Here is an 18,750-nt window from a genome sequence, read left to right as displayed (position 1 = left end):
TGGTCGGAATTTAATCATATATGGATATTGTATGGGCATAAAGCGATTATACATGTTTTCTTAGATTAGGGGTTGATTTATGAATATAAAATGAATATAATATATTTTGTAAAATATAATTTAGTTCCGTATTATGTACAAGGAGCCTATAATGAAGAAGTTAGTTGTAACATCATTAGCAGTGTTGGCCGTTGTCGGTACTGTATGTGTTCAACCGGCAGATGCGAAAAAGGTACAGCAGGAAGAGCCTGTTATGGCGACGATTGAAGTTCCTCTTAATGATGAGATCCGTCAGAATAACGGGGCCTCCAGAGAGTTTAATAAAAAAACACAGAAGTTAGTCGCTAAATTAGCGGAATCCACACAGTTGATGATTAAGAAAGATTGGAAAACCATTTATATAAAGGCTGTTCTATCAGCGGATAAGGGTGCTGTCCGTTTCTATTTTACGGACAGAACAGGTCAGCTTTATAGCGGTCAAACACTTAAGAATACGGGCCTATCGAAAAACAATTATCTGACAGGAGCCTCACGTCAAGTGCAGGATCTTCAGAATCTATATACGCATTTAAAAAAGGGCGGTCAGGAATTGCCGTCCTCAATCGATATTATCATTACTCAAAGTGGTCAACGGACTAAAACGCGGTTAAATTACGGTGAAGATACTGCAAATGTTATGCTGTACTACCAACAATATGAATCAGAGACCTTTCCTGATGTAAAGTAAAAAAACAGATTAAAGGAGCCTCCATACATTCGCTTCGTGCCTATTCGGCATAATTGCGATTTATGGAGGCTCCTTTTCAGATTACATAATCGTCGTGTTCTTAAATTACATAATCATCGTGATCATCATTGGATGTTTTTCTATAATGTTCTTTGACGCCTGCCATGTCGATTAATTCCTCTTCGAGAGAGTCCTTATCATCCGTATTGAGCATGGAGTAGAATGCCCAGAGGATGATAAACCAAATCGGTGTAAAGAGCAGTGCCACCCGTGTATCTTCGTTGAGGGCGAGGATAACGAGAATGAATGCAAAGAAGATGAGAATCAGATAGTTAATAAACGGATATAACGGCATCTTGAATTTAGATTGTGCCGCCAGTTCAGGATTTCTCTGACGATATTTGAGATGACAGATGACCATCATGGACCAGATAAAGATGAAGCAGAATGTAGAAATCGATGTAATCATAACGAATACCGCTTCAGGCATTACGTAATTCAATACGACCGTAATGAGCAATACCGATGCGGAAAAGATCGTCGCCTGGTAGGGAACGCTGCTATGTGTGAGACGGCGCATGGAACGCGGTGCGTGCCCGCGTTTTGCGAGGGCATAAATCATACGGCCCGTGCTGAAAATGCCGGAATTCGTCGCCGATGCGGCGGATGTGAGAACTACGAAATTGACAATCCCTGCAGCGGCCGTAATTCCTACCGCCGTAAATACGGCTACAAATGGGCTGGAAGCGGGATTAACGGCGGTCCATGGGTAAATACTCATGATGATGGCTAGAGAGCCGATATAGAACAGGATAATGCGCAACGGAATATTGTTGATGGCCATGGGGATGACTTTTTCAGGATTTTCCGTTTCGCCTGCCGTTAGGCCGACCAGTTCAATACCTGTGAAAGCAAATACGACCATCTGGAATGACAGGATAAAGCCCATGGTTCCGTTCGGGAACCATCCTCCGTAGTTCCACATATTGCTGAATGCGGAAACACCTGCATCGGTCGAGAAGCCTGTGGCGATCATGATGATACCGATTATGATGAGCGATACGATAGCAATGACCTTGATCATGGCGAACCAGAACTCCATTTCGCCGAAATGTCTTACTGCTGTTAAATTCATTAACAGCAGTGCGATTAAGACGATCAGTGCCGGTATCCATTGAGGCATCCAAGGTATCCAGTACTGCATATAAAGACCGACCGCAGTTAAATCCGCCATGGCCAGAGACAGCCAGCAGAACCAGTAAGTCCATCCTGTAATAAATGCTGCGCGATCACCTAAATATTCCTCGACAAAGTCGATAAAGGAATGATGATTTAGGTTGGACAACAGTAATTCGCCGAGGGCTCTCATGACAAAGAAACAGATGATACCCGTGATGAGATAGGCGAATACGATGGAGGGACCCGCCAGATGAATGGCGCGGCCGGAGCCCAAGAATAGACCTGTACCGATGGCGCCGCCGATGGCGAGCAACTGTACATGTCGATTCTTAAGACCCCGTTTTAACTGGTGCGTATCAGACATAATAAGACCTCTTTTCTAAACTACCCATAAATGGAAAAAGCCATGGAGGGCCATAGCTTTCACAATGTATGGGACATATCAAACTATTGTCTTATCATACAGTATCTATTGTAAGATGTCAAATGTATTTTTACAGTAGACAAATTAAGGCGATATTTTTGTGATGAAAGTATACTATTCATTTATAAAATCAAAAGAATAATCCTCCAAAATGAAAATATATTGACGAATATTATAAAATAAATTATAATAAGTACACTTATAATAAAAGGAGGAAATAAAATGGAATTCAGTTTCAGTTTGAAAATAAAAGCAGCAAAAGAAAAGGTTTGGGAGTACTATGCAAATATTGAAAAATGGTATGATTGGGAAGAAGATTTAAAAAATATTACATTAAATGGTAAATTTGAGACCGGATCACATGGAACTATGGAGCTTGAAGGGATGCCTCCAATGGAATATCAACTTACCCTTGTCAAACCATTTGAAGAGTTTTGGGATAAGACTGGAACTCCGTTTGGCGATATCGTTTTCGGGCATCAAATAATTGATAATCATGACGGAAGTGTAACTGTAAAACATACTGTAAGTTTAGAAAGTGAAGATAAGCAACATTTGGAATTTTTAAGTCAAGTTTTTTCAGATGTTCCTCAATCTATATTCATTCTAAAAAATTGTTTAGAAAGATAAGGTGACTGCTGTTTGTTTGTATCAAAGTATAAAGATAACTCAGAAAAGTCAACAGGATTGTTGTTCATGAGGGTGTACAATAAATGGCATTTCATGATAAAAAAAGAGTTAAAAAATTTGAATTTAACACATCCTCAATTTGTTGTTCTAACATCTCTTGCTTATCTATCGCAACATGATAACGAAGTTACACAAGTCATGATTTCAAAACTTTCAGGAATAGATGTTATGACGATATCTCAAATATTGAGTTTATTGGAGAAACACGGTTTTGTAAAGCGAAAAGAACATTCTAGAGATACAAGAGCAAAAGCGGTTATATTAAATGAAAAGGGAGAAGCGATATTACAAAAAGCGGTTCCGATAGTTGAGCAGATTGATGAACTCTTTTTCGGAAAGTTGAAAAACAATGAAAATCGTTTTAATGAGTTTCTTACTAAATTAAATGAAGAATAAGGAATATTATATCCATAATTTCCGTGGAGGTGGATATGAGACATCAGGATCGCATGGCTATAGATTTTGATGACGCATCAAAGGGTATTTTATTTGGTGGAGCTGAATTATAAAAGTTATACCAACGTAGCTAAAGATACGGATTATCTTTGTTGTTTCTGATATAAATAAGAAAATATACTATTGTGTGAGAGAGGCACGTAGTAAGATCTTATTTTATATAGGAGAATCATATGAAGAAACGATTGGTGCAGCGTGTTTTATGGACATCTGCACTGTTGTCCGTAGCCGTACTGGCGGCATCGGCCGCAGGGGAACATGATGTCGCATCCGGACATCCGGTGGCGATTGCGGAGGAAACCACATCATTATCAGAATGGCCTTATAATCTGAATGAAGGCGATACCATATTGCCGAATTTGGGGTATGCCTGGCAGGTCTTGCCATACGCTATAGATGTACCTCAATTTATTCCGAAAGATTATAAGTTGGTGCAGGTGAAGGTAAGAAAATATCATATTCTCGAAATTGAGTATCGCAAATTTTCGAATTCTGAGACTATGACCGGGGATTTTGCCACTGTGACACAAAAAAAATGGATTAATAAAGATATCATATATCGAATGGGGCTATCTGCAGATGATGTATTGAGTGACATGAATTATAATCCTCACGCTGAAGGAGATAGAACTTGGACGTATACGTCATCTAAAGGTTATATTGTGACGTTAGAGGGAGACGATAAACAGAAAATGGTTCGCCGTGCTTATTGGATGCATAATGATCGAGCATATATGTTTTTCTTCAAACAAACGATGATACAACAGGACGTAGAAAATCTTATTGACTACGTGGGCGCTATGAAAGATATTGCGTTGGATCGATATGATCTGCTGGGGGCTCCGATGAGGCCGAATTTGGATGCTAAGCCGAAGGTGACTTTATTCAAAGATTTGAAGGATGTAATCAAACCGGTAGAGAAACTTTACTGATAGTATAAGTTGAGATGACATGACATAAGAGTTTTAATCTTATCGTAGAGATATCTAAATAAATATGAATATGTAATAAAGAACCTATCCTTTTCATCATACGATTAATTGTGATGTAAAAGGGTAGGTTCTTTGTTGTGTTTACATATTAGAAAAATACATATCGAATGATGACGAGTATTGCTAATACGTACATGATCCAGTTAACTTCTTTAGCGCGACCTGCTGCGATTTTTAGTAGCGGGTATGCGATAAGACCTGCGGAAATCCCGTTGGCGATGCTGTATGTGAACGGCATCAATACGATAACGAGAAAAGCAGGGAATGCTTCCGTCCAATCATCGAATTCGACATTGCGGATAGCGCCCAGCATGAGGGCGCCTACGAGGATGAGGATGGGAGATGTTGCCGCATTCGGTACAAGAGATACCAACGGCGCAAGGAATAGCGCAAGTAAGAAGAGAATGCCCGTGGTAAGCGCTGTTAAGCCTGTGCGACCACCGGCCCCGACGCCGGCGGCACTTTCAACAAAGGCGGTAATCGTAGAAGTACCGAGCAGAGCGCCGGCGCTGACACCTATAGCATCGACGGTCATCGCTTTGCCGAGACCCGGGAATGTACCGGTCTTAGGATCGGCGATTTTTGCTTCCGTTGCGGTACCGATGAGGGTGCCCATGGAGTCAAATAATTCTACGAACGTGAATGAGAAGATAATGGTGATGAGCCCCATGTGCACGGCACCGGGAATATCCAGTTCAAAGAAGGCCGCTTTGGAAAAATCAGGTAAAGCGAGAAGACTGAAGTTGTCCGGAAATGTGGATAGACCCGTAGCATAGGAGATAATAGTCGTCACGAGGACCCCGATGAGCATGGATCCCTGAATATGGCGAGCCATTAATAGAGCCGTAAAGATTAGACTGAAGAGGGCTAGCAATGTATCTCCGCTATGCAGATTGCCCAATGTGAGGAGCGCTTCTGATGGCGGCGGCACTAAGTTACCGTGAGTTTGAACCACTTGTCCCAATGAGTTCGGTGACAAGCTGATAGAAATGGCCATTAAGCCGGATAGCTTTAAGCCGATGATGGCGATGAAGAGACCGATACCGACCGTGATGGCTACTTTCATAGAGGCCGGAATACCCTCGACAATCATTTGACGCACCGACGTCAAGGTGAGCACGAGGAATACGAGGCCGGAAATGAAGACGGCACCTAACGCTGTTTGCCAGGAGATACCCATGCCGAGTACGACCGTAAACGAATAGAAGGCAAGGAGGCCGACGCCGGGAGCTAGGGCAATCGGATAGTTTACCAGAACACCCATGGCGATCGTTACGAGTCCGGCACCCAAAGCTGTGGCGATGAGAACCGCATCCTTATCCATGCCGGCGAGGCTTAAAATATTTGGCGCCAAGAAGAGTATGTACGCCATGGTGATGAACGTGGTGATACCCGCCAGAATCTCGGTCTTGACGGTAGTATTGCGCTCATTAAGTTGAAAAAGCTTATCTAACATCAGATAACATCCCCCATATGAAATTTAAAACAATACATTAATAAAATATTTCGATATAGTTATAGTGTACCATATTTCCCAACAATTTTTGTATGAATTTGTGATATACTAATAGTATATTTTAATCGATTTAGAGGTTATGTTATGAAAATATCTACAAAAGGGCGCTACGCCTTACGGATATTGGCGGATATTGCGGAGCACGGGGTGGAGAAAAATGTGTCCATCCGTGAAATCGCAGAACGTCAAGGCTTTTCCGATAAATATTTAGAAGGTATTGTATCTCGCCTGTCGGCGGCCGGCCTCGTTAAGAGCGGACGCGGCAAATATGGCGGATATCGTTTGGTAAAATCGCCGTCCGAATACAATGTATATGAAATTTTATATGCTGCCGAGGACTCCATTGCCCTCGTATCCTGTCTGGATGATGATGTGGAACCATGTCCGATGTTCAACGACTGTCTGACGGCTCCGCTTTGGAAATATCTGCAGGACGAGTTCCGTCATGTAATGGAGCGGGTTTCATTGCAAGATGTGATGGATCAAAAGCTTCCGTATCAATAAAGGAAGTCATAATGACGGCATTAATGGCATGTAGATACATGTCGGTATAGCGTGTGTATACATGCGGGTTAAATTTTTGACTGTTTGGCTGTCAGATCTTAAGAGTCGCGTATTCTTATGCGGCTCTTCTTTATATGTGCATGGAGTAGGGAGGCACTATGTATTCAACAGAACAAGATGCTCGAGGGGGCATGCGCAATGTGTGGATTATCACCATCAGTATGACGGTACTCGCCATCTGTTATACCATGATTATTCCGTTCCTGCCGATTTACCTCCTGGAACTTGGCGTGCCGAAGGGTGATGTGGCGCTCTGGTCCGGATGGGTGTTCGGGATTACCTTCCTCATTGCCGGCATTATGGCTCCTATTTGGGGTAAAATCGCCGACAATAAAGGAAAGAAGATGATGGCGCTTCGTGCGGGTTTTGCTATTGCCATTTCTTATTTTCTCATCGGGATGGTGACGGATCAGTATCAACTTTTGCTGGGCCGTGCATTTCAGGGCTTTGCGAACGGATTCTATCCGGCGGCGATGACCATGGTGTCCCTCAGCGTGGACGAGAAAAAGGTGGGCCGTGCTCTCGGCATATTTCAGACCGGCCTTATTCTCGGCAATGTAGTGGGACCGTTTTTGGGCGGTGCTGTTGAAAGCATCGTCGGCATGAGGCCCGTATTTTACGTGTCCGGTGTGGCCGTATTCTTAGCGACCGTTTCCGTATGGCTTTTTGTGAAAGAACCGAAGGTACAGGCGGAGAATGATGATGTACGGGACAGTAAATCCGCACCTAAAACGACGTCTTTGCGCGATGACTTTAAAACTGTACGACAGCAACCTGTGCTGGTGCGATTATTATGGATTTTTTTCTTTATGCAATGCGCTATCATGATGTTGCAGCCGATTTTGGCGCTCTATGTAGGTGATATGCAGGGAACGATGGAAGGGGCCGCCATAATCGCCGGATCCATCCTCAGTATCGGTGGACTGGCAGGGGCTTTGACAACGAATATCTGGGTGCGTATCGGTGAGCGAAAAGGGTACTTTCAGACAATTTCTTACTGCATGATCGGTAGCGGCATCGTTTTATTACTGCAAAGTTTGCCTGTCGGTATCTGGTGGTTCGGTAGTTTACAGGTAATTATCGGTTCCTTTATCGTAGGTATCAACCCGTCCCTGAGTGCGGCGGTAACGCTCAACACGGCGCCGGCTTTCAGAGGGCGGATGTTCGGCATGACCACGACGGCACAGCAGTTCGGCTCCATGGTCGGACCTGTATTTGCCAGCGTTGTGTCCACATATATGGGTATTGCTTATGTGTTCAGCATTACCGGATTATTGCTGCTCTACCTGGGCTTTCAGGCGCGACGATTATCGGCGCGTCATGATTGATGCCTGTGGGGCGGAAAGGAGTTACTATGGCCCGTATCGGTCAAGTTGTACTCGGTGAACGGGGTACAAAAATTTGCGTGCCCGTTGTGGGTACGACTATGAAAGATATTTTGGATGCGACGGCCTTGGCCTGCCAGGCGCCATGTCATGTGGTGGAGCTGCGCATTGACTATTATGAACGGGCCGACTCCATCGATGCCATCATTGAACTGCTGATGCTCGTCAAACCTCAGCTGAACGGTCGAGGACTCCTATTTACGTGGCGTACCAGGGGGGAAGGGGGCGAGCGCGCTATTTCGACAGAGGCGTATTTCACCATGTTGGAACGGCTCATCCCGACGGGGCTCGTCGATGCGATTGATATAGAATTCTTCCTTGATCAGGAACGCATGCTGAAAACTATTGAATTTGCAAAGATGCATCACGTTACGGTCGTCATGAGCAATCACGATTTCAACGGAACACCATCCCGTGAGGTTATCGTCAATCGATTGTTGCAAATGAAAGAACTGTTGGCGGATGTGCCTAAAATTGCGGTTATGCCGCATACAACGGGAGATGTGTTGACCCTTTTGGAGGCGACGGCCGAGGTGAAAGCTCTCTATCCGGCGGATCCCGTCATTACTATCGCGATGGGTCCCTTGGGGGCTGTGACACGTACTGCAGGGGCGTTGTTCGGCAACGCCATGACATTCGCCGCCGCAGGAAAAACATCCGCACCTGGTCAAATCGATGTACATGCATTAAAGCGTATCCTCGATATCATTGATGTGGACGGAGTCTTTGATGAACAACAACATACACGCATAAAAGTGCATTAAAAAAGTCGGCGAAAGCCGACTTTTTATATATTTATATCTTGTGTGAAGATTTCTAGAGCAGGTGTGCTTCAAAATCCTCTATGATACGCTTTACCGTTTCCGGTATATTGCGACGGTGTTTTATGATGCATTGTGCGAAGGCCTCGTACATGGGTGTACGGACTGACTCCAATTCGCGCAATCGGTCGATACCGCCCTGGGAGAGCACACGTCCTTCCGTGGAAAGTCTTTCGACCGGTTGGGTCAGTTGGTAGATGCGGCCGTTTTGGCGCAAATGGGTGAAGTTTTGCGGTACCGTAACGCAGCCGCCTCCTGTTGAGATGACAAGTCCCGTTTGTTGTCCCAATTTGGCAAGCATTTTTGTTTCTTCCTTTCGGAAGGCTTCCTCTCCGTGAGTTGTAATATAGTCGGAAATGTTGCCGATTTCCTTTATCAGTTCCTTGTCTGCATCAAACCATTTGCGATTCAGAGCCTTGCCGAGGGCCCTGCCCATCGTCGTTTTACCGACACCGGGCATACCTATGAGGATGATGTTTTCCTTTTCGTGACGTATATCGCGTAAAATCCGTTCAATTTCTGTGGAACCGAAGCTTTCACCTTGGAAATGCTTGGCCGCCTCAACGCCTTGTGCCACGAGAAACGGCAGGCCGTCGCTGTAAGGAATATCCATCATCTCAGCTTGCAACAGGAGCACGGTGCGGCGCGGATTGTAGATGAGATCCACCACGCCGGTGAGGGCCGTGAAGTTCGTTATGTCAATCAGCGTCTGAGGGCTGTTCGGATACATGCCGACCGGCGTGCAGTTGATGATAATCTGAGCGGTGTCCTTGAATTGATCGATATCGTCATAGAATGGCGGTTCATGGCGAGATACGTGGATGATAGAGCGGGCCCCTAAATCATCGAGGGCGATATGAACCGTTTTGGATGAAGCACCGTCGCCGAGGATGATACACTCTTTATCTTTTACATTGATGTCTGCGTGCTGCAATGTGAACACAAATCCGTCATAGTCCGTATTGTATCCATGCCAACGTCCGTCGCGGCGCACCATGGTATTGACGCATCCGATGCGCTCCGCCCGAGGATCTACGACAGCGCAGGCTTCGAGGGCGTTGATTTTATAGGGAATGGTAATGTTGATGCCCTGTAAATCGGGGTCATTAAAGAAGTCCCGCAGCTCACCGGGTTCGCGTTCAAATAATTCGTAATTGTCGTTTCCCAATGCCCCGTGAATGCGCGGGGAATAGCTGTGGCTCAAGGTGCGGCCGAGTAAACCGAATTTCATAGGACCTCCTGATCAGGTTTATAAGTAGATAATGGCTAATAGAGACTAGTACCTCTATTAGCCATTTTTGGTTATTGTATGCGTTAATTTTCCGGATAGTTTCCGAGCAGGCGGAATTTATCCTGTGATGTGTGCAGTTCCGCAAGGACGGACAGCACCTTCGGATCCGCCAAGGAGGCTTCCAAATCGAGGTAGAAGAGGAATTCGAAGTTATGACCCACGATCGGTCTTGATTCAAGCTTCGTCAAGTTGACACCGATATTGGCAAACTTTGTCAACAAGGCTCCGAGCCCTCCCGGCGCATGGTTTGCCGAGGTTACCACGGATATCTTGTTGGCCCCCGGGTATACATGAAAGTTTTTGCTGATGCAGATGAACCGCGTATAATTATTGTCGCTGTTTTGAATGTTGCGAGCAATCGGAGTTAAATTGTACAGCTCCGCACATTGCGGCGCCGCAATAGCGGCTACACCCGGATCATCGCTGGCGGCTACGAGCTGTGCGGCACGTGCCGTATTATCAAAGGAACGCAGGGTAACACCTGACAGGGTTTCCAAGTACTGACTGCATTGCCCCAGTGCTTGCGGGTGTGAAATGATGGTGTGAATATCGGATAATTGAGTTCCCTTTTTTACGAGTAAGTCGTGAGAAATCCAAAGGCGTGTGCCGCGTACGATATAGCATTTATGTTCCTCCAAGAGGTCGTATACCTCCTTTACGGAACCGTTGGAGCTGTTTTCGATAGGCAACACGCCGAATTCGCATTCGCCCGATTCGACCGCATCAAATACGGCATGAAATCCCGTTACATAATGAATCTGGCTGAGCGGTAACAAGCGGTCGCATGCCATCTGGGCGTTGCTGCCGAATACGCCGGCACAGGCCACGCTGCCACGCTGCGGCGGTAATGTAGGGGATGCCTCGACGGCGGCTTTCATCTTCTGCGTGAATTCCGTGTTTTGGAATAACTGTTCCGCCTGATAGGTGCGGCTTAAACTGAAGAGAGATTCAAAGAATCGACGGGCGTACAGATCCATGTCCGGGCCCGCTTCCAACGTGACCTTGTCTAAAATATCGCGTTCCCGTTTCGGATCGTATACGGCCTTGTTCATTTCCTTTTTTGCCTTCGCCACATCTTTGGAGAGCGCCATGCGTTCTTTGAATAGGCTCAGCATCTGCTCGTTGATATCGTTGATTTTAACGCGTAATTCATCTAAGTTCATGGTCAATATCTCCTAGGAAATCCAACAGTACGAGGGCCGTAACGGCTTCGATGACGGGCACGGCGCGCAATGCTACGCACGGATCGTGGCGCCCTTTTATGGTGAGCAGTGTGTCCGCTTCTTTTGATAATGACACGGAGTGCTGCTCCTTGTAAATGGACGGGGTCGGCTTGATGCCCACCTGCATGATGAGCGGTAAACCGTTGGTAATGCCGCCCTGGATGCCGCCGCTGTTGTTCGTCGTGGTCGTTACGGTATGGCCGTTCATGGTGAAAGCATCGTTCACCTCGGACCCTAAGGCGGAGCACATGTTAAAGCCGCCTCCGAATGATATGCCCTTTATGGCAGGCACCCCGAATATAACGCGGGCCAGGCGGTTTTCAACGCCGTCAAAATTCGGATTTCCCAACCCTGCAGATAAGCCTGTGGCTATGACCTCGACGATACCGCCGGTGGAGTCGCCTTCGTTTTTTAGTTTCAGTACGAGACGTTCAACCTCTTGTCGTTTAGATTCATCCAGCATGGCAATCGGCTCAGATGCAATATGAGCGAGGGCGTCCATATCGGGGTGTACCATGTCGACAGGTGAATCCTGAATGGTGCCCACCTGTTTTAGATGACCGTGAATGCGGATGCCTTTCCGGGCGAGCAACTGTAATGCAATGCCGCCGGCAACGCAAAGAGGTGCCGTGAGACGGGCCGAGAAATGTCCGCCGCCGCGCATATCCACCTTGTCGCCGTAGCGTATGCGGGCTGTAAAATCGGCATGGGACGGGCGAGGGACATCCCGTAAATTATTGTAATCGCCGGAGTGCTGTGATGTATTGCGAATCATGAAGGCCAGCGGGGAGCCGCTCAACATATCATCTACGAGACCCGATAAAAATTCCGGTACATCCGCCTCTTTACGTTGCGTCTGTAATTGGTTTTGCCCCGGCGCACGACGGCGCAGAAATGCCTGCAGTTCATCCCTGTCGATGTGATAGCCGCAAGGCAGACCGTCCACGACACCGCCGATGGCATAGCCGTGGGAGGCACCGAAGGTGGATACCTGAATTGTTTTACCGAAACTCGATGACATATGTCCTCCTGATGTGATTGAAAAGCATTTATATTGAAATGAGGTGATTGAAATTCGGGTAATTGACAGAGTATTTCTATGGTAAACCGTGTTTTTCAATTGCACTTTAAAATGAGTTCAACAGATCGGCGTAGCCGAACCGCCCAAGAGATTCCAGTCCGCGAAGAAATCTGGATAGGATTTCGTGATGGCTTCGCTGTCTTTGAGCCGTACCGAATCCGTACTGATGAGCGCCATCAATGCGCCGGCCATGACGAGGCGGTGATCATTGACGCAGTCCGCAAGGCCTCCTGTGAGGATTCCTGTACCTGTAATATATATATTATCACCTTCCTGGCGCACCGTGCCACCTAAATCGGACACGAGTTTTGCCACCGCGTTCAGCCTGTCCGATTCCTTGAGGCGCAGTCGGGCACCGTTGATAAAGGCGCTTTCACCTGAGATAGAACAGGCGAGGGCCGACAGAACCGGCAATAAATCGGGACATTGTTCGAGATCGACCGTCAACGGCGCAGTAGAGCGACCCGATACGGTGAGATTTGAGCCGTTCCATGTAATAGTCGCACCCGAGGCGGTGATGATATCCATGATGCGGCGGTCCGCCTGTACGGAGTCCGGATTCATGCCCGTAATCGTAATGGACTCGCCTGTCATGGCCGCAGCGACCATCCAAATAGCCGCATTGGACCAATCACCTTCAATCTGATAATGGTTTCGTCCTATGAATGTAGACATATCATTGATGGTGAAAGTCTCGTTCTGCGTGGCTGTTGCCTCCTGATGTTTAACCGTGATACCGAAATCCGCCATCGTCGTCAATGTTAATGTCACATAATCCCGCGACTGTAGAGGTGTGGTTGATATAATTGCCGTATGTCCCAGTTGAGGAGCGGCTAACAGTAATCCCGAGAAGAACTGGCTGCTCACGTCACCGACCATGCTGAAATCGCCGCCTTTGAGGAGACCTTTCATCGTGAATGGCGGCGCATCCTTTGAGAAATGCACACCGTGACGTTTCATTTCGCTTAATAAAGGCTCCAGGGGGCGCTCCGGCAAGCGTCCCTTCGCATCGACCTCCACGGTAGCGCACAGAGAGGAGGATACCGGCAATAGGAGCCTCAACGTGGTACCCGACTCATGGGGCAGTATTTTGCCTGCTGCAGGGGGCGGACTGGGATTGACGGTAACGATTTGCTGTTTATAGGTTATATCGACACCGAGGGCGCGTAATGAATCCATCGTAGCATCGATATCCCTTGAGGTACGGCTCAATAAAATTGTAGACGGTGTCGGTGCCAATGCGGCGCATATGAGCGCCCGATGGGCGTGCGCCTTAGCCGGTATGGAGTCGATGGTACCTCGCAAGAGGGTGTTCGTTACGGAATACATGGTATCTCCTTTGTAGATAATACATCATATTTAACATCTGTTACATAAGATAACCTCTGAGTTCTTCGTGCGTAACCACCTTGAGCTTACTGTGACCGTAGTCGGTAGGAACGACGATTTTGATAGTGTCTCCCTGACTTTTTTTATCATGTTTGGCCGCTTCCAGTAATTCATCTGCCGTAATGGTTGTTTCTGTAGGTAATTCATGGGCCGTTAACAGGTTCTTTAATTTCGTTACGACGGTAGGATTGAGGTCATCATGATGTACGGCCCCCTGTGCCATTAAGACCATGCCGATGGCTACGGCATTTCCGTGAGGAATTTTAAAATGGCTCGCCTTTTCGATACCGTGACCGAAGGTGTGCCCCAGATTGAGTAAGGCCCGTACGCCTGATTCCCGTTCGTCCTGTTCGACGATATCCGCTTTTGCCTGTACGCAGCGGGCAATGATATCAATCGCCTTTTCCCGGTTTTCTAACAGCGGTTTGTTCTCCAATTGTGTTAACAGACCGGGTACGTCGAGAAATCCGTACTTGATGATTTCTCCGCATCCATTAATCCATTCTTTTCGCGGTAATGTATCGAGCGTCGTCGGATCGCATAATACCAGGATAGGCTGTTTGAAAGCGCCCCAGAGGTTTTTGCCGGCTTTCAGATTGACCGCTGTCTTGCCACCGACGGAGGAGTCGACCGCAGCCAACAGGGATGTCGGTACCTGTACGTAATCGATACCCCGTAGATAGGTGGCCGCCGCAAAGCCCGCCATATCGCCGACGACACCGCCGCCCAAGGCGATTAATAGATCCTTGCGCGTTAAGGACTGATCTGCCATATACTCTGCCAAATCGACGAGACGGGTTGCATTTTTTTCATCTTCGCCGTGAGGAAATACGTACTCACATACGTTGTATCCCGCCTCGGTGAGGTTGGCTTTCACCATTTCCAGGTAGAGGGGGGCCACATTATCATCGCTGACGATGATGGCCCGGCACGGTTCCTTGAGGGGGCGAATATAGTCTGAAATGTGCGATAATGAATTATTTTCAATAACCACGTCATACGGTTCGGACGCGTTAATATGGATGCGAAACATAGGAAATCCTTTCTGATTTAGCAGTTGGTGCACTCTCTTAATGCGTTGTGTAATGCCTGTATCTCTTTCATCAGGCTGTTGAATTGATCGGGACGTAACGCCTGAGGGCCGTCGCATAATGCTTTGGACGGGTTGTTGTGTACTTCAATCATGAGTCCGTCCGCTCCGCCGCCTACGGATGCCAGTGAAAGTGGTCGTACCATACGGCTCATGCCCGCTGCATGGGACGGATCCATGATAATCGGCAAGTGGGACAGCTCGTGCATCATCGGAATGGCCGTCACATCCAATGTATTTCTCGTTTTAGGTTCAAATGTACGGATACCGCGTTCACAAAGGACGATTTGTTCGTTTCCTTCGCTCATGATGTATTCGGCAGCCATCAACCATTCTTCGTAAGTAGCGGACAAACCGCGTTTTAACAAAATCGGTTTCTTCATTTTGCCCACTTCTTTAAGTAGTGTGAAGTTCTGCATGTTACGTGCACCGATTTGAAGCATATCCACATTGTCGAAGTATTGCAGTTGGGAGATGTCCATTACTTCCGAAACGATAGGTAGCCCCGTTTCTTTTTTAGCAAGCTCCAGTAATTCGAGACCTTCAGGGCCCATGCCTTGGAAGGAGTATGGGGATGTACGCGGTTTGAAAGCTCCGCCGCGAAGAATCGTGGCACCCGCTTCCTTACAAGCCTTTGCGGTTTCTAATACCTGTTCCGGAGTTTCCACGGAGCAAGGCCCCGCCATTACGACAAAGTGACCGCCGCCGATGAGGGCGCCCCCAACGTTGATGATGGAATCATCCGGATGGAATTTGCGATTTGCCTTTTTGTACGGTTCCTGTATACGCGTTACTTTATCTACAAAATCAAGAGATTCAATCTGTCGCGCGTCGAGAGATGCCGTGTCGCCGATAAGACCCAGGATATTGTAACGAGTACCTTCTACAGGATGGATGATGAAGCCTTGTTCCTCTAATTCACTGCGTAAACGGGATACTTCTTCCGCTGCTGCGTTTTGTTTCAATGTAATAATCATGATAAACCTCCTTATCGACTACCAGTGAATAGTAGGGCTAACCATACGGGATGGCAAATAAAAAGGGCCACCCGTATATCTAATACGGGTAGCCCTTTTAACTATTCCAAGCCACCAATGATGACATCTAAATCAGTGCAGCTCAAATAGTTCTTTACCCGTACGCTGGATAAAGAACCAATAAAAGTATTGTTTTGCTGCGTTGATTTGGTTAATCATCGTTAGTTGCTCCTTTCTAAATTTATTGAGTACAGTATAAACCCATTTGAGAATAATATGCAAGCTAAAAATTAAAGTTCATCTAACTTTTAAAAAACTCGTGCAAGAATATATACTATGCAGCATGTAATTTAATGTGAAAGCCATATTGACTTTGCTATAATAGAAATAGTGTATTTTGATGCGTTAAATACGTTATGATTATCGGGCGTATTTATTTTACTTAACCTATATTTTACTTAACATATATGTTACTGCTTTCATGTACATATTTCATAGGGACGTTATACGAGAAGGAACATTTATGATCATTCAGATTTTAGATACCATTAACGATGATATTAAGCAGATCCGCACAGACGTGTTTATAAAAGAACAGGGCTTCGAAGAGGAATTCGATGAAATTGATGCAATAGCTAAATTCATTCTCCTGTGGAGTGACGGCAGAGCGGTCGGCACCTGTCGATTTTTTCCGGGGACGGAACCGGGAGAAGCGCATGTGGGACGAATGGCGGTGCGTAAAATCCATCGAGGCCAACATCTGGGCGAGAAAATTATGAAAGCCGCGGAACGGGCCATGCGCCGAGACGGCTATAAAACATGCTCATTGTCCGCACAAGTGCAGGCACAACCGTTTTATGAATCCTTGGGATATGTAGCGGAGGGCGATACATACCTCGATGAAGGATGTCCGCATATTTTGATGAGAAAAGAGTTGTAGGGGAATTTATGTGTGGAGGGACTGTTTTATAAAATTATTGATAATTTTATTTACTTCAGTTGGGTTGTCAACGTTGGCATTATGACCTGCATGAGAAATTATTACTAAATCGAATCCGGTTCTTTTGTGCCATTTATGACAATATTCTTTTACCTTGCCCAGATTATCGTGTTCACCTATCATAATAAGAACAGGACAGGTGATATGTAGATTTCTGTTATCTACCATCATTGCATTATAATATTGCTGCAATAGTTCCGAATATTCTCCTTTTGAAAAAATACTGATCATTTGAGTCATATTATCATATCCGTCTTTTGTAACAGCGGCCTTTTTTGCGGCCGCTGTTTTTAATGTTTTCCATGGATAGAATTTTATAATTGACTTCATATTGCGCAATAAAAAGAAGTCCATTTTACTATAATAATCTGTACCGTAAGGAGAAGTTCCAATACCAATAAATAAACTGATTATATCAGGATATCTACACATAAGCGCTTGAGCAATATAGCCGCCGTATGATTGCCCTATGGCAATAAATCGTGAGATATTGTGTTTTTGTAGAATGGAATATATGATTTCTACCGCAATATCCATGGAGAATTGAGCGAAAGGTCTTGATTTACCATGTCCTGGTGCATCCCATATAATCATATTATAAGAGGCATTGAAGAAACTAAATTGCTGATTAAACATAGTATGATCCGCTGTCAATCCGTGAAGACAGAAAATAGTCGGTTTATCTGTTTGCCATAGATTATTGGTCCAGTAATATATAGAACCCCATTTTGTGTGTAGTATGTGTTCTTTCATGTCTTTCTCGATATATTTATCTGCGTTCTTGTAGTTATGTGCTTAATTTATCTTTAATATGCTGATTATATTAATAAGTGTTTAATTATGGGAAAATGGACTATATTATTCTAAATCGTCAAAATCGAATGCCGCCGCCTTTGTATAATTTGTCACTTTCGCTTCAAAGAAGTCCGTTTTCGTACTGTTCAAATTGGAGAAGCTTTCAATCCATTCCATAGGGTTTTCCTTGATTTCAGGATATAGATGAGGCAAACCGATCGCTTCTAAGCGGATGTTCGCAAGGTATTTGATGTAGCGCTCGATGAGGACGTTGTTGAGACCGAGGATTTTGTCGTCCGTAATGTATTGACCCCATTCGATTTCATTTTCCGCACCTTGTCGAATCATGTCCGTAATTTTTGCTTCCAGTTCAGGCGTGAACAGATCAGGGCGTTCACGGCGCAACTCGCGGATGATGTTTTGGAACAATACAAGATGCGTCACTTCATCGCGGTTGATATATTTAAAAATTGTGGATGTAGCGGTCATCTTGCCTTGACGTGCCAAGGTGTAGAAGAAGCTGAATCCGGAGTAGAAGTAGATACCCTCCAAGATATAGTTCGCAATGATCGTGTGAATAAGGTTTGCTTCGCTCGGATCGTCGCTGAAGCGTTGGTATGCGTCGGCGATGAAGCGGTTACGGGCGAGCAGAGTCTTGTCCGTACGCCATTCGTCATAGATCTTGTCGCGTGTAATCGGATTTGTCACGGTATCTAGAATATAGGAATAGCTTTGCGCGTGAATTTCCTCCTGGAACGCCTGTATGTTCAAGAGGGATGCCACTTCGGCGGCCGTGATGTAGCGACTTAAGTTAGGCAGGTTTTCCGACTGAATGGAGTCGAGGAAATTCAGGAAGGAAATGATTTTATCGAAGGCGCGACGTTCATTGTCCGTTAAGTATGGGAACTGTTTTACGTCCTCATTCAGGGAAATTTCCTCAGGAATCCAGAAATTATTGAGCATGGTGCGATACATTTGGTTCGCCCAGTCGTATTTGATGCGGTTCCATTCGCGCAGATTGGTCGTGTTGCCGCCAATCATGGCCTGTGTGCCGCGGTCGCCGTTTTCGTTAAATATGAGTTTTTTATCCATGATAATCTCCTGTATACAGCGATGCGACCTATAGAAATATAGGTCGTCATCAGATTTA

18 protein-coding genes are annotated in these 18,750 nt (G+C 45.9%); 8 read left to right on the top strand and 10 right to left on the bottom strand.

Annotation, left to right across the window (positions count from 1 at the left end):
- Positions 1-151 precede the first annotated feature (151 nt).
- Positions 152-727, top strand: a complete 576-nt coding sequence (locus tag HMPREF1521_RS06430; protein ID WP_038117273.1) for an immunity protein YezG family protein — start codon at positions 152-154, stop codon at positions 725-727.
- A gap of 100 nt (positions 728-827) precedes the next feature.
- On the opposite strand, the gene HMPREF1521_RS06425 is transcribed toward HMPREF1521_RS06430, so the two are convergent.
- Positions 828-2,270 (bottom strand): amino acid permease, encoded by a 1,443-nt coding sequence (locus HMPREF1521_RS06425; protein WP_038117271.1) that lies wholly within the window; start codon positions 2,268-2,270, stop codon positions 828-830.
- A 282-nt stretch (positions 2,271-2,552) separates the two neighbouring features.
- Between HMPREF1521_RS06425 and HMPREF1521_RS06420 the strand changes: the two genes are divergently transcribed.
- From HMPREF1521_RS06420 to HMPREF1521_RS06410, 3 genes are all read left to right on the top strand, one after another.
- A complete protein-coding gene (locus HMPREF1521_RS06420) occupies positions 2,553-2,960 on the top strand; it encodes a polyketide cyclase (RefSeq protein WP_038117269.1) in 408 nt (135 codons plus the stop codon).
- Positions 2,961-3,053: 93 nt separating this feature from the next.
- Positions 3,054-3,416: a MarR family winged helix-turn-helix transcriptional regulator gene (locus HMPREF1521_RS06415; protein ID WP_232203198.1), complete on the top strand. Its 363-nt coding sequence runs from the start codon at positions 3,054-3,056 to the stop codon at positions 3,414-3,416.
- Positions 3,417-3,649: 233 nt separating this feature from the next.
- Entirely contained in the window at positions 3,650-4,408 is a 759-nt protein-coding gene (locus tag HMPREF1521_RS06410) for a hypothetical protein (RefSeq protein ID WP_038117260.1), read from the top strand.
- Between the two features lie 148 nt (positions 4,409-4,556).
- Here HMPREF1521_RS06410 and HMPREF1521_RS06405 read toward each other — a convergent pair whose 3' ends face one another.
- A complete protein-coding gene (locus tag HMPREF1521_RS06405) occupies positions 4,557-5,924 on the bottom strand; it encodes an NCS2 family permease (protein WP_038117259.1) in 1,368 nt (455 codons plus the stop codon).
- Between the two features lie 144 nt (positions 5,925-6,068).
- Between HMPREF1521_RS06405 and HMPREF1521_RS06400 the strand changes: the two genes are divergently transcribed.
- The 3 genes from HMPREF1521_RS06400 (at position 6,069) to aroD (ending at position 8,697) form a co-directional block, all read left to right on the top strand.
- Positions 6,069-6,488 (top strand): Rrf2 family transcriptional regulator, encoded by a 420-nt coding sequence (locus HMPREF1521_RS06400; RefSeq protein ID WP_038117258.1) that lies wholly within the window; start codon positions 6,069-6,071, stop codon positions 6,486-6,488.
- A gap of 158 nt (positions 6,489-6,646) precedes the next feature.
- A complete protein-coding gene (locus HMPREF1521_RS06395) occupies positions 6,647-7,876 on the top strand; it encodes an MFS transporter (RefSeq protein WP_038117257.1) in 1,230 nt (409 codons plus the stop codon).
- Between the two features lie 26 nt (positions 7,877-7,902).
- Positions 7,903-8,697: a type I 3-dehydroquinate dehydratase gene (aroD, locus tag HMPREF1521_RS06390; protein WP_038117256.1), complete on the top strand. Its 795-nt coding sequence runs from the start codon at positions 7,903-7,905 to the stop codon at positions 8,695-8,697.
- Positions 8,698-8,749: 52 nt separating this feature from the next.
- Here aroD and HMPREF1521_RS06385 read toward each other — a convergent pair whose 3' ends face one another.
- From HMPREF1521_RS06385 to aroF, 6 genes are all read right to left on the bottom strand, one after another.
- Positions 8,750-9,985: a shikimate kinase gene (locus tag HMPREF1521_RS06385; protein WP_038117255.1), complete on the bottom strand. Its 1,236-nt coding sequence runs from the start codon at positions 9,983-9,985 to the stop codon at positions 8,750-8,752.
- Positions 9,986-10,068: 83 nt separating this feature from the next.
- On the bottom strand, positions 10,069-11,208 hold the full coding sequence (locus HMPREF1521_RS06380) for a bifunctional chorismate mutase/prephenate dehydratase (RefSeq protein ID WP_038117249.1): 1,140 nt from the start codon (positions 11,206-11,208) through the stop codon (positions 10,069-10,071).
- Entirely contained in the window at positions 11,195-12,289 is a 1,095-nt protein-coding gene (aroC, locus tag HMPREF1521_RS06375; RefSeq protein ID WP_038117248.1) for a chorismate synthase, read from the bottom strand. Before aroC ends, HMPREF1521_RS06380 begins: the two co-directional genes overlap by 14 nt.
- Positions 12,290-12,406: 117 nt before the next feature.
- Complete coding sequence (aroA, locus tag HMPREF1521_RS06370; RefSeq protein ID WP_038117247.1) at positions 12,407-13,678, bottom strand: 3-phosphoshikimate 1-carboxyvinyltransferase; 1,272 nt, start codon at positions 13,676-13,678, stop codon at positions 12,407-12,409.
- Between the two features lie 40 nt (positions 13,679-13,718).
- A complete protein-coding gene (gene aroB / locus HMPREF1521_RS06365) occupies positions 13,719-14,771 on the bottom strand; it encodes a 3-dehydroquinate synthase (protein WP_038117246.1) in 1,053 nt (350 codons plus the stop codon).
- A gap of 17 nt (positions 14,772-14,788) precedes the next feature.
- Positions 14,789-15,805 (bottom strand): 3-deoxy-7-phosphoheptulonate synthase, encoded by a 1,017-nt coding sequence (gene aroF, locus HMPREF1521_RS06360; RefSeq protein WP_038117239.1) that lies wholly within the window; start codon positions 15,803-15,805, stop codon positions 14,789-14,791.
- Between the two features lie 523 nt (positions 15,806-16,328).
- Between aroF and HMPREF1521_RS06355 the strand changes: the two genes are divergently transcribed.
- Entirely contained in the window at positions 16,329-16,745 is a 417-nt protein-coding gene (locus HMPREF1521_RS06355) for a GNAT family N-acetyltransferase (RefSeq protein WP_038117237.1), read from the top strand.
- 6 nt (positions 16,746-16,751) lie between these two features.
- On the opposite strand, the gene HMPREF1521_RS06350 is transcribed toward HMPREF1521_RS06355, so the two are convergent.
- Together HMPREF1521_RS06350 and HMPREF1521_RS06345 are read right to left on the bottom strand one after the other, a co-directional pair.
- Positions 16,752-17,558 (bottom strand): alpha/beta fold hydrolase, encoded by an 807-nt coding sequence (locus HMPREF1521_RS06350; RefSeq protein ID WP_038117235.1) that lies wholly within the window; start codon positions 17,556-17,558, stop codon positions 16,752-16,754.
- A gap of 105 nt (positions 17,559-17,663) precedes the next feature.
- Positions 17,664-18,692, bottom strand: coding sequence for a ribonucleotide-diphosphate reductase subunit beta (locus HMPREF1521_RS06345; protein ID WP_038117234.1), 1,029 nt, complete (start codon positions 18,690-18,692; stop codon positions 17,664-17,666).
- Positions 18,693-18,750: the final 58 nt, after the last annotated feature.

Origin of the sequence: Veillonella sp. AS16 (assembly GCF_000517785.1) — a bacterium.
GTDB lineage: Bacteria > Bacillota > Negativicutes > Veillonellales > Veillonellaceae > Veillonella > Veillonella denticariosi.
Note: the sequence above shows the minus strand (reverse complement) of the source record. Positions and strands in the feature narration are given on the sequence as shown.